Below are 11,527 nucleotides of genomic sequence, written 5' to 3'. Positions count from 1 at the left end.
GCCCGCGGCGCCATGCAACAACGGCTGCGCGCCCGTCAATCGCCGCCCAGCGCGTCGAGTTCCTGGCGCATGTTGGTGCGCGCCTGCGCCTCCCACGCTTCGTGCCAGCGCGGCGTATGGAAAATCGCCGGGCGCGCGAGGAAGGATTGCAGCACGCGTCGCCTGCCTGCCTTGTAGGCCGCTTCCTCGACATGCCGGTATTCGGCGCGGATCGCCGCGCTGTAGGCCGCATACACCGGTGCGGGCTGCCCAAGGATCGACAGGTCCAGGTCGAGGAAGAGGCGCAGGTCCGCGTCCTCCACGCCGTCCGTTGCATGGCCGGCCGTGGCCAGCACCATCGATTCGACCTTGTCGATGGCAGGGGCCGGCCATTGCAGCGCGGTGAGTTCGCGGCGCGCCAACTGCGCCGAGTCCGCCTCGTTGCGCGTGCTGCGCGTGTCGTACACCGCGTCGTGGAACCAGATCGCGGCCTCGATGGCGCGCGGGTCGGCCGCCAGGTCGCGCGACTGGTCCAGCCAGCGCAGCAGCGCCTCGACATGCGCCATGCCGTGGTAATGCCGGCCCGGTTCGCGGTGCCGGGCCGCGAGCGAATCCTTCAGTGCCTGGGGCAGGGCGGGCGTGGCCTGCTGCTGCAGCAGGTCGACATACGCGCCTTCGCACAACTGGCTGCGCTCGATGGACAAGTCCTCCATCAGCCGGTGGGCTTCGCTCACGCCGTCTTGCGCGGACTCGCCTTCGCGCAGCACCACTTCCAGTTCGACGAACGCGCCCAGCCCTTGCACCTGGTCCAGGTGGATGCGCGTGCGGCCGAGCAGGTACAAAAGGCGCCGCTTGCGCACCCGACCGGCCGTGCCCCAGGCCAGCGTGAGTGACTCGCGCAGCACGTCGGGGTCGGGTGTCCTGCTGCGCAGGTAGAACGACTCCTTGGGCCCCGCCTGGTCGGCTCGCCGATAGAAGATGAGTTCGCCGCTGCCGTCGGCAAAGGCGCGCAGCTTGAGCCGGCCGTTCTGGCAGGCGAAGAAGCTGTCGTCCTGAAGGATTTCGACGGGGCCTTCTGCGCCCAGGCGCCGGGCTGCCGCGGCAATGGCGTCGAGGTCGGCGACGCGGGCCTTGATTTCGATGTTGCGGGCCATTGGGCGATCATGCCGCATCGCTTGTCGGCTCGCGCTAAAGTGGCGCCCCTCGTTTCGTCCGCCGCATCGCCCCCATGACCGCACCCCACCACAGCGCACGCCCGCCACGCACCGAAGCGCAGGTGCGCATCGACCTGGCCGCGGCCTTTCGCATGGCCGCCATCAACGGCTGGGACGACACCATCTACACGCATCTGTCCGCCAGCGTGCCGGGCGAACCCGGGCATTACCTGATCAACCGCTTCGGCGACACCTTCGACGAGATCACCGCATCGAGCCTGGTCAAGGTCGATGTGAACGGCAAGGTGGTGGACGGCTCCGGCGCGCCGGTCAACCCCAGCGGCTTTGCCATCCACGGCGCGGTGCATGCGGCGCGGCCCGAGGTGGAATGCGTGATCCACCTGCACACGCCCTGGGGCGTGGCGCTGTCGATGGTGCCGGGCGGCCTGCAGCCCACCTCCCAATCGGCCATGCGCCTTCACCGGCGCCTGGGGCGCCACGCCTACGAAGGTCTCGCGCTGGGCAAGGAAGAACAGCAGCGGCTGGTGCAGGAACTCGGCAGCCTGGACGGCCTGATTCTGGAGAACCATGGGCCGCTCGTCGTCGGCCGCACGGTGGCCGAGGCCTGGATGCTCATGCACCTGCTCGAACGCGCCGCGCAGGCCCAGCTGCGCGCCATGGCGGCCATCGGCGGCGCGGTGCCGGCGGTGAGCGAAGCGCTGGCGCAGCGCACCTATGAAGAATGGGTGGGCGACGGCAGCGTGTGGGACGGCGACATCGAGTGGCAGCCCCTGCTGCGCCGGCTGGACCGCACATCGCCCGGCTACCGGGACTGATGAAACGCGTCACTCAAGCAACCAATCAATCAATCGATCAATCAACATAAAGGAGAAACCAACCCATGCCAACCATCCGCGTCGAAATGTTCGAAGGCCGCACGGTCGACCAGAAGCGCGCCTTCGCGCAGGCCGTGACCGAGGCCGTGGTGAAGACGCTGGGCAGCTCGGCAGACAGCGTGGACGTCGTGTTCTACGACATCGCCAAGCAGGACTGGGCCACCGGCGGCAAGCTGTGGAGCGACCCGCCCGCCGCCAAGCCCGCGGGCTGACCCGGAACAAAAAAGTCAGTACAGCACGCGCCAGGCCGGCACCGGCCGCGCGAAGCCCTTGAGGGCCAGCTCGCCCACCGGGTCGAGCGACCAGCCGGCGGCATCGCCATCAGCGGCAGGATCCTGCAGTGCGGCATACACCCGCTGCGACAACAGGATCTGGCCGCCGGCCGCCTCGCCGCACAGCCGCGCGGCCAGGTTGGTCACGGTGCCGATGGCGCCGTAGTCGATGCGGCCCGCAAAGCCGATGCCGCCCAGCGTGGCAAAGCCCTGCGCGATGCCGATGCCCATGGTCAGGTCGTAGCCGCGGCGCCGCCACTGGCCGCTGAGGGCGGCCATGTCGGCCTGCATCTGCAACGCCATGCGCAGCGCGCGCGCCGGCGCATCGGGCACGGGCTGCGGGTCGTTGAAGAAGATCATCATCCCGTCGCCTGAAAAGCGCTCCAGCGTGCCCTCGTGCTCCAGCACGCGCTGCCCCATCGCGGCGTGGTACTGGGCCAGCACGCCCATCACTTCCTCAGGGTCGGCCGTCTCGGTAAAAGAGGTGAAGCCGCGCAGGTCCAGGAACACCACCGTGATCTCGCGGCGGTGGCTGCGCAGCGGGTCCTGCGCGCCACCGGCCAGGATGGCGTCGGCGAGCTGCGGCGAGAAGAAGCGCTTGAGCTGGCCCACGCGCTCGAGCTGCTGCACGCCATGCGCCACGCGCTGCTCCAGCGTGCTGTTCCAGGCCTGGAGCTCGGCGCGCTGGCGCTGCACTTCGTCGTACAGCGCCTTCACCCGCAGCAGCGAGCGCACGCGAGCCATCAGCTCGGCCTGGTGGATGGGTTTGCCCAGGAAGTCGTCGGCGCCGGCCTCCAGGCCCTTGATGCGCTCCTGCTCGGGGTCGAGTGCAGTGACGAGCACCACGGGCAGCACCGCGCAGGCCGGGTCGGCGCGGATGGCGCGGCACACCTGGTAGCCGTCCATGCCGGGCATCATCACGTCCAGCAGCACGAGGTCGGGCCGCTCGGCCGCCAGGCAGGCCAGCGCCTCTTCGCCCGAGGCGGCGGTGCTGGTGCGATAGCCGTGCGCGCCCAGCACGTCGGCCAGCAGGCGAACGTTGCGGGGCACGTCGTCCACCACGAGTATGTGTGCGGTCATTGGGAAACCTCCGTGCTGCGCACTGCGGTGCGAGCTTCCTTCGGAGCGGCCGGGCGGAAGCTCATGCAATCGCCTCCAGTGCGAGCCGCGGCAGCACGACGGTGAATGTGGAGCCTTCGCCCGCGCGGCTTTGCACGCTGAGGGCGCCGCCGTGCAGTTCGACAAAGCGCTTGGACAGCGACAGGCCCAGGCCCGTGCCCTCGGCCTTGTGCAGCACATTGCCGCCGCCTTGGCGGAACTCCTCGAAGATCAGCACCTGGTCCTCCAGCGCGATGCCCACGCCGGTGTCGGCGACGCTGATCTCGGCCATGGCCTGGCCGCCATGGTCCGCGTCGATGCGGCGCGCCAGCAGCCGCACGCTGCCGCCCATCAGCGTGAACTTCACCGCGTTCGACAGCAGGTTCACCACCACTTGCTTGAGCTTGCGGGCGTCGGCCACCCAGTCCTGCAGGCCCTCGCCCACCTCCAGCGACACCGACAGGCCGTGCCGCTGTGCGCGCTCGCGCACCAGCATCATGGCGTTCTCCAGCAGCAGGCCCAGGTCGAAGCAGCTCAGGTCCAGCTCCATGCGGCCGGCCTCGATCTTCGACAGGTCGAGCACGTCGTTGATCAGGCTCAGCAGGTGCTGGCCCGAGGCGTGGATGTCGCGCAGGTACTCCATCTGCTTGGCATTGACCGGGCCGAACATCTGGTCGGTGAGCACTTCCGAAAAGCCGATGATGGCGTTGAGCGGCGTGCGCAGCTCGTGCGACATGTTGGCCAGGAACTCGGACTTGTGGCGGTTGGCCACCTCCAGCTGGCTGCTCTTGTCCTCGATCTCGCGAAACATGCGCGCGTTCAGAATGGCGATGACGGCCTGGTCGGCAAAGGTCTCGACCAGGCGGATCTCGGCGGCGGAGAAGGGCTGCACGTCCTGCCGCAGCACGGTGATCACGCCCACCGAGGCGCCTTCGCGCACCATGGGCACGGCCAGCACCGTGCGAAAGCCCAGCCGCGACTGGCCCGGGCGGGATGCGGGGTAGCGCGAGTCGAGCAGCTGGCGCACGTCGTCCACATGCACGGTGCGCCGCTCCACGAACGCGCGGCCCACCACCGATTCGCTGCTTTGCGGCATCTCTTCGTCATGGCCGAGCTCGATGCTGCCCTCGGTCTGGTAGCCCGTCATGGCGCGCAGGGTCTGGCCGTCGGCCGCGGGCAGCCACACGCGGCTGCCGTGGGCGCGGCACAGCTGCACCGAGCGCTCGGCCACCGCCTGCAGCACCGGCTGCAGGTTGCTGGGCGACTGGCTCAGCACGCGCAGGATGTCGGCGGTGGCGGTCTGGAACTCCAGCGCTGCGCGCAGCTCGGCGGTGCGCAGCTCCACCTTGCGCTCCAGCTCGCCGTAGGACGCTTGCAGCTGGGCCGACATGCTGTTGAACTGAGCGGCCAGGTCTTCCAGCTCGTCGTGGGTGTCCACCTCGATCTTCTGGCTGAGCTCGCCGCGGCCGATGTGGCGCGCGCCGCGCGCCAGGGTGCGGATGGGCTGCACCATGCTGCGCGCCAGTACCGAGGCCGCCAGCGCCGACACCACGAGGCCTGCCAGCAGCAGGATGGCGGCGCGCAGGAAGGACGCGTTGAGCTTGGCGTAGACCTCGCCGATGGGCTGCTGCACATACACCTTCCAGCCCAGGGGCTTGATGGGCACCATCGAGGTCAGCACGGTGTCGCCCTGCAGGTCGTGCGACACCATGGCCAGTTCGTCGGGCACCTGGCCCGCGCCTGCCGCGGCCTGCACGTGCGGCAGGGCGGCGAAGCTGGTCTTGCGCAGCACCAGGCCGATGTCGGGGTCGGCCACCAGCAGGCCGTTGCTGTCCAGCACGTAGGCCTTGCCTTTTTCGCCGATGCGGATGCGCGAGACCACGTCCCAGATGAACTTGAGGTTGAACTCGGCCACCGTCACCGGCGCCTCGTCGCCGCCCGGGCGGATGGCCACGGTCATGTAGGGCTCGGTGTCGCGGTTGAAGTACACCGGCCCGTACCAGGTGGCGTCGGGCAGTGCGTTGCGGAAGGCCGGCTCGCCCGAACGGTCCTTGCCGGAGCCCAGCACATCCAGCCCGAGGCGCGACACGGCGACCTCTTCGCGTCCGGTGTGGTCGAGCTGGGCGACGTCGGTCACCTCGGGCGCCTGGCGCAGCAGGCGCCAGAACTCGCTGCGCTGCGCCTCCAGGTCGGGCGCGTCGATCTGCGCCAGCGAGGCGGACTCCAGCTGCTGCGACAGCTGCAGCACGTACTGCTCGATGCGCGAGGCCGCGCCCACCGCCTTCTCGTGCTGCAGGCTGGCCAGCGCCTCCTTGTTCTCCTGGTAGGCGAAGTACAGGCTGATGGCGCTGGAGGCCAGCAGCACCGTGGTCACTAGCGAGAGGATCAGCAGGAAGTACTTGCGGAACAGTTTCCCGTGGTGGGATCGGGGCGGCTCCGGTTCCGTCGGCGCAAGCTCGCCCGACAGGCTGGCGGGTGAAGAATCCGGCGCCTTCATGGTCTTTCGATTGGACCGCGCCCGCCGTGCAATGGGAAGGCCGCGGGCCCTGGCCATTGGTGGGATCGGCCATATGCCGCAGTGGCAGGCGCCACCGGGCGGCGCAGAATTTCCGGTTCCGCCTCTTTCTTCCTGCCGCAACCGGAGTCCCCTCGCGATGCGCCGCGCCTTCGCTTTCAGGCTGCACCTTCTGCTGGCGATGCTGCTGGCGCTTGCCTGCGCCAGCCCGGCGCATGCGCAGCCGGGCAAGAAGATGCCTCGCCTGGGCTACCTCGCGGCCGTCTCGGCCACCGCCGACGCGCCGCGGCTCGAGGCCTTCCGCCGCGGCCTGCGCGAACAGGGCTACGTGGAAGGCCGCAACATCCAGATCGAGTACCGCCACGAGAGTCAGGACCTGAGCCGCCTGACGGCCCACGCCGCCGAACTGCTGGCCATGGACATCGACGTGCTGGTGGCCGTCACCAGCAATGCCGCGGTGGCCGCGAAGAAGAGCACGTCGACCGTGCCCATCGTCTTCATGGGCGTCACCGACCCGATCAGCGCCGGCCTGGCAGAGAGCCTGGCGCGCCCGGGCGGCAATGCCACCGGCATCACCAACGTGGCGGCCATCCTCACTGGCAAGCGGCTGGAGCTGCTCAAGGAGACCGTGCCCGGCCTGGTCCATGTGGCCGTGCTCTGGGACCCGAAGGCGCCTGGCTCCATTCCACAGTGGGAGGCCAGCCAGGCCCCGGCCCGCACGCTTGGCCTGACATTGCATTCGATGACGGCCAGCAGCCCCGACGACTACGCCACGGCCTTCAAGGCCGCGCTGAAGGCGGGCAGCACGGCGGCATGGATCACGCTGAACCCGGTGGCCAATTCCAACCAGAAGCTCATTGCCGAGCTGGCCATCGAGAACCGGCTGCCGACCATCTGCGCGCGCGCCGACTATGCGGAGAACGGCTGCCTCATGGCCTACGGCCCGGGCTACGACACCGAGGGCAAGGACGGCGCGCGCTATGTGGACCGCATCCTGAAGGGCGCGCGCCCCAGCGACCTGCCGATCGAGCAGCCGACCAAGTTCGAGCTGATCATCAACCTCAAGACCGCCAAGCGCCTGGGCTTCGCCGTGCCGCGCCCGGTGCTCAACCGCGCGGACAGGATCGTTCAATGAAGAGGGAGGCGGCCCCGCGTGTGGAATGATGGGGGCATGACCCATTCACCCTACCGGAGGTGCCTGATGGCCGCAGGCTTGCTCGGCGCCCTGATGTCCTTGTTCGGCTGCGACTCGCAGCGCATCGAGAAGCTGGAGGAGGGCGTGTCCACCGAGGCCGACGTGCGCAAGGCCTTCGGCGAGCCCGAGGCCGTGTGGGAGTCGCCCGCCGGCCAGGTCTTCGAATACAACCGCCAGCCGGCCGGGCAGAAGAACTACATGATCACCATCGGCCCCGACGGCAAGATGGCCGCCCTGCGCCAGGTGCTCACGCCCGAAAACTTCGCGAAGGTGAAGGCCGGGATGGGGGCCGAAGAGTTGCGCAAGATGCTGGGCAAGCCCGCCAGCCGCAAGCCCTATCCGCTGAAGAACGAGGTCGAGTGGGAATGGCGCTGGCTGCAGCCGCCCAATTCGCCGATGGTGTTCGGCGCCGTGCTGAGCGCGGACGACCTGCGCGTGGTGCGCAGCGGCTCGTCGCCGGACCGGAGCACCGAGGCGCCGTAGTTGTGCAAGTTATAGCTTGCAAATTGGCCTGAATAGGCCAGACATGCAAGTCATGACTGACACGCGGGCACGGGCCGTGCGACGCAAAGCCGGGGTTTCTACCAAGATCCCCGCCCTTTTACCGGGGCGCATACTGGGTGCCACCCACGGTAACAAAACGCGCGAGCACCCCCACCCAGGGCGCCTGGCGCGGCAGCCAGGAGACACGCTTTGCTGCGCACCAACATCGAGAACCCGGCCTACTTCCACAAGGTCGTCGATTGCCAATACGCCTGCCCGGCGCACACCCCTGTTCCTGAATACATCCGGCTGATCGCGCAGCGCCGCTATGGCGATGCCTACATGATCAACTGGGTGTCGAACGTGTTCCCCGGCATCCTGGGCCGCACCTGCGACCGGCCGTGCGAGCCCGCCTGCCGGCGCGGGCGGGTCGAGCAGACCAACGCGCAGGACCCGGAGCCGGTGGCCATCTGCCGGCTCAAGCGCGTGGCGGCGGACATGAAGGAAGACGTGCGCGCCCGCATGCCCCAGGTGGCGCCTCGCAATGGCAAGCGCGTGGCCTGCGTGGGCGCCGGGCCGGCCTCGCTCACGGTGGCGCGCGACCTGGCGCCGCTGGGCTACGAGGTGACGGTGTTCGACGGCGAGGCCAAGGCGGGTGGCTTCATCCGCACGCAGATCCCGCGCTTTCGGCTGCCCGAGTCGGTCATCGACGAGGAATGCGGCTACATCCTTGACCTGGGCGTGCAGTTCGAAAGCGGACGGCGCATCGAGTCCATGCAGGCGCTGCTGGACGAGGATTTCGACGCCATCTTCGTCGGCTGCGGCGCGCCGCGCGGGCGCGACCTCGACCTGCCCGGGCGCCAGGAGGCCGCTGCCAACATCCACATCGGCATCGACTGGCTCGCTTCGGTGTCCTTCGGCCACGTGACGAAGATCGGCCGGCGCGTGATCGTGCTGGGCGGCGGCAACACCGCCATGGACTGCTGCCGCTCCGCGCGCCGCCTGGGCGGCACCGACGTGAAGGTCATCGTGCGCAGCGGCTTCGACGAGATGAAGGCCTCGCCCTGGGAAAAGGAAGACGCGGCGCACGAAGGCATTCCCATCATCAACTTCCATGTGCCCAAGGCCTTCGTGCTGGAAGGCGGCAAGCTGGTGGGCATGACCTTCGAGATCGTGCAGGCGCAGTACGACGACAAGGGCCGGCGCAAGCTGGTGCCCACCGGCGCACCCGACGCGTACTTCGAATGCGACGACGTGCTGGTGGCGGTGGGCCAGGAAAACGCCTTCCCGTGGATCGAGCGCGATTGCGGCATCGCCTTCGACGAGTGGGGCCTGCCCGTGCTGGACAAGACCAGCTTCCAGTCCACCGTGCCCCATGTCTTCTTCGGCGGCGACGCGGCCTTCGGCCCCAAGAACATCATCACCGCCGTGGCGCACGGCCACGAGGCGGCGGTGTCCATCGACAAGCTGCTCCATGGCGAGGAGGTCGACGAGCGCCCGGCGCCCATGACCAACCTGATCTCGCAGAAGATGGGCATCCACGAGTGGAGCTACGACAACGACATTGCCAACGACCTGCGCTTCAAGGTGCCGTGGGCCAAGGCCGAGAAGGCGCTGGCCAGCATCAAGGTGGAGGTGGAGCTGGGCTTCGACGCCGCCACCGCCTTCAAGGAAGCGGGGCGCTGCCTCAACTGCGACGTGCAGACCGTGTTCCAGGAAAGCGCCTGCATCGAATGCGATGCCTGCGTGGACATCTGCCCCATGGACTGCATCACCTTCACCGACAACGGCGATGAGCAGGAGCTGCGCCATCGGCTGAAGGCGCCCGCGCTCAACCTTGCGCAAGACCTGTACGTGTCGGGCGGCCTGAAGACGGGCAGGGTGATGGTCAAGGACGAGGACGTGTGCCTGCACTGCGGCCTGTGCGCCGAGCGCTGCCCGACCGGCGCCTGGGACATGAAGAAGTTCCTCTTGAAGATGACGCCGGCGGGGCCCGCCGCCCGCGCGGCCAAGGAAGTGCAGGAGGTGCACGCGTGACGAACAACACCCCTGCCCACCGGATCGAGGCCGTCAACGACTTCGTCATCAAGTTCGCCAACGTCAACGGTTCGGGCTCCGCCTCGGCCAACGAGCTGTTCGCCAAGTCCATCCTGCGCATGGGCGTGCCGGTGAGCCCGCGCAACATCTTTCCGAGCAACATCCAGGGCCTGCCCACCTGGTACGAGGTGCGGGTGACCGAGGCCGGCCACCTGGGCCGGCGCGGCGGCACCGACATGATGGTGGCCATGAACCCGCAGACCTGGGACGCGGACGTGGCCGAGCTGGAGAGCGGCGGTTACCTGTTCTATGACAGCACCCGCCCGCTGCCGCCCGCCAAGTTCCGCGAGGACATCCACGTGATCGGCATGCCGCTCACCGAGATCTGCAACGCGGTCTATCAGGATCCGCGTCAGCGCCAGCTGTTCAAGAACATCGTGTATGTGGGCGCGCTGGCGGTGCTGCTGGGCATCGACCCCGAGGTGATCGAGAAGCTCTTTTCCGAGCAGTACAAGGGCAAGGAGAAGCTGCTCGATTCGAACGTGCGTGCGCTGCACCTGGGCTGCGACTTCGCGCGCGAGAACCTGGCCGAGCGGCCCGTGGGCCTGAAGGTGCGCCGCGCCGACAAGGTGGGCCGCAAGATCTTCGTGGACGGCAACAGCGCGGCCGCGCTGGGCTGCGTGTATGGCGGCGCGACGGTGGCGGCGTGGTACCCCATCACGCCGTCGTCGTCGGTGGCCGAGGCCTTCCAGAAGTACTGCGCGAAGTTCCGCGTGGATGCGGCCACCGGCCAGCAGCGCTTCGCCATCGTGCAGGCCGAGGACGAGATCGCCTCCATCGGCATGGTGGTGGGCGCCGGCTGGAACGGGGCACGCGCGTTCACCGCGACCTCGGGGCCGGGCGTGTCGCTCATGACCGAGTTCATCGGGCTGGCCTACTTTGCCGAGATACCGGTCACCATCATCAACGTGCAGCGCGGCGGCCCGTCCACGGGCATGCCCACGCGCACGCAGCAGGCGGACATCCTCAGCTGCGCCTATGCATCCCACGGCGACACCAAGCACGTGCTGCTGTTTCCGCAGGACCCGCACGAATGCTTCGAGCATGCGGCCGCGGCGCTGGACCTGGCCGACCGGCTGCAGACGCCGGTGTTCGTCATGACCGACCTGGACATCGGCATGAACCAGCGCCTGTGCGAGCCCTTCGAATGGGACGACAGCCAGGCCTACGACCGCGGCAAGGTCATGACCGCCGAGGAACTGGAAGCCGGCAAGGAGTTCGGCCGCTACAAGGACGTGGACGGCGACGGCATTCCGTGGCGCACGCTGCCGGGCACCCACCCCACCAAGGGCAGCTATTTCACGCGCGGCACCACGCGCGACCCGTATGCCCGCTACTCGGAGCGCGGGCCCGACTACATCTACAACATGGAGCGGCTGCTGCGCAAATTTGCCACCGCCGCCACGCTGGTGCCGGCGCCCGTGCTGCGACCGGCGCCAGTGAAGACTGAGCTGGGCGTCATCTACTTCGGCTCCACCAGTCCGTCGATGCAGGAAGCGCTCGAGGTGCTGGAGTCGGAAGAGGGCATCCAGCTCGACGCGCTGCGGCTGCGCGCCTTTCCGTTTGCCGACAGCGTGGCGCAGTTCCTGGGCACGCACAGCCGCGTGTTCGTGGTGGAGCAGAACCGCGACGCGCAGATGCGCAGCCTGCTGGTCAACGAGCTGGGCGTGTCGCCCGAGCAGCTGGTGGCGGTGCTGCACTACGACGGCACGCCGATCACCGCGCGCTACATCGCCCGGGCCATCGCCGAAAAAGTGAAGGGCAAGCCGGCGCCGCCGCGCATGGCCGACCTGGCCGAGCCGCCGCCCGCCATCGTCACGCCGGCCAAGTAAGGGAGC

At 68.7% G+C, this 11,527-nt stretch carries 9 protein-coding genes; 6 read left to right on the top strand and 3 right to left on the bottom strand.

The genetic code is table 11. The features are described 5' to 3' along the window. Positions 1-35: 35 nt before the first annotated feature. Positions 36-1,133, bottom strand: a complete 1,098-nt coding sequence (locus tag VSO01S_RS28220; RefSeq protein WP_218002341.1) for a CYTH domain-containing protein — start codon at positions 1,131-1,133, stop codon at positions 36-38. A 74-nt stretch (positions 1,134-1,207) separates the two neighbouring features. On the opposite strand from VSO01S_RS28220, the gene VSO01S_RS12085 reads away from it, so the two are divergent. After that, positions 1,208-1,969 (top strand): class II aldolase/adducin family protein, encoded by a 762-nt coding sequence (locus tag VSO01S_RS12085; RefSeq protein WP_068642663.1) that lies wholly within the window; start codon positions 1,208-1,210, stop codon positions 1,967-1,969. 65 nt (positions 1,970-2,034) lie between these two features. Next, positions 2,035-2,241 (top strand): 4-oxalocrotonate tautomerase, encoded by a 207-nt coding sequence (locus tag VSO01S_RS12080; protein ID WP_068642661.1) that lies wholly within the window; start codon positions 2,035-2,037, stop codon positions 2,239-2,241. A gap of 15 nt (positions 2,242-2,256) precedes the next feature. Here VSO01S_RS12080 and VSO01S_RS12075 read toward each other — a convergent pair whose 3' ends face one another. Beyond that, positions 2,257-3,381 (bottom strand): adenylate/guanylate cyclase domain-containing response regulator, encoded by a 1,125-nt coding sequence (locus tag VSO01S_RS12075; protein WP_068642659.1) that lies wholly within the window; start codon positions 3,379-3,381, stop codon positions 2,257-2,259. A gap of 61 nt (positions 3,382-3,442) precedes the next feature. Beyond that, on the bottom strand, positions 3,443-5,896 hold the full coding sequence (locus tag VSO01S_RS12070) for an ATP-binding protein (RefSeq protein ID WP_068642657.1): 2,454 nt from the start codon (positions 5,894-5,896) through the stop codon (positions 3,443-3,445). 157 nt (positions 5,897-6,053) lie between these two features. Between VSO01S_RS12070 and VSO01S_RS12065 the strand changes: the two genes are divergently transcribed. From VSO01S_RS12065 to VSO01S_RS12050, 4 genes are all read left to right on the top strand, one after another. Further along, on the top strand, positions 6,054-7,049 hold the full coding sequence (locus VSO01S_RS12065) for an ABC transporter substrate-binding protein (protein ID WP_068642655.1): 996 nt from the start codon (positions 6,054-6,056) through the stop codon (positions 7,047-7,049). 66 nt (positions 7,050-7,115) lie between these two features. Then, the gene (locus VSO01S_RS12060; RefSeq protein ID WP_068642653.1) at positions 7,116-7,592 is read left to right on the top strand and encodes a hypothetical protein; all 477 of its coding nucleotides are present in this window, start codon (positions 7,116-7,118) and stop codon (positions 7,590-7,592) included. A 210-nt stretch (positions 7,593-7,802) separates the two neighbouring features. After that, complete coding sequence (locus tag VSO01S_RS12055) at positions 7,803-9,629, top strand: FAD-dependent oxidoreductase (RefSeq protein ID WP_068642651.1); 1,827 nt, start codon at positions 7,803-7,805, stop codon at positions 9,627-9,629. Continuing rightward, positions 9,626-11,521 (top strand): 2-oxoacid:acceptor oxidoreductase subunit alpha, encoded by a 1,896-nt coding sequence (locus tag VSO01S_RS12050; protein ID WP_084241830.1) that lies wholly within the window; start codon positions 9,626-9,628, stop codon positions 11,519-11,521. Before VSO01S_RS12055 ends, VSO01S_RS12050 begins: the two co-directional genes overlap by 4 nt. The last annotated feature ends 6 nt before the right edge of the window (positions 11,522-11,527 follow it).

This window comes from Variovorax soli NBRC 106424 (genome assembly GCF_001591385.1).
Classification (GTDB): domain Bacteria; phylum Pseudomonadota; class Gammaproteobacteria; order Burkholderiales; family Burkholderiaceae_C; genus Variovorax; species Variovorax soli.
This window is presented reverse-complemented; position numbering and strand designations above follow the sequence as displayed.

Bases quoted from the DNA above. Each gene is read 5' to 3' on its own strand.
- VSO01S_RS12085 (WP_068642663.1), top strand. From the start codon at position 1,208: ATGACCGCACCCCACCACAGCGCACGCCCGCCACGCACCGAAGCGCAG.
- VSO01S_RS12080 (WP_068642661.1), top strand. From the start codon at position 2,035: ATGCCAACCATCCGCGTCGAAATGTTCGAAGGCCGCACGGTCGACCAG.
- VSO01S_RS12070 (WP_068642657.1), bottom strand. From the start codon at position 5,896: ATGAAGGCGCCGGATTCTTCACCCGCCAGCCTGTCGGGCGAGCTTGCG.
- VSO01S_RS12065 (WP_068642655.1), top strand. From the start codon at position 6,054: ATGCGCCGCGCCTTCGCTTTCAGGCTGCACCTTCTGCTGGCGATGCTG.
- VSO01S_RS12060 (WP_068642653.1), top strand. From the start codon at position 7,116: ATGGCCGCAGGCTTGCTCGGCGCCCTGATGTCCTTGTTCGGCTGCGAC.
- VSO01S_RS28220 (WP_218002341.1), bottom strand. From the start codon at position 1,133: ATGGCCCGCAACATCGAAATCAAGGCCCGCGTCGCCGACCTCGACGCC.
- VSO01S_RS12075 (WP_068642659.1), bottom strand. From the start codon at position 3,381: ATGACCGCACACATACTCGTGGTGGACGACGTGCCCCGCAACGTTCGC.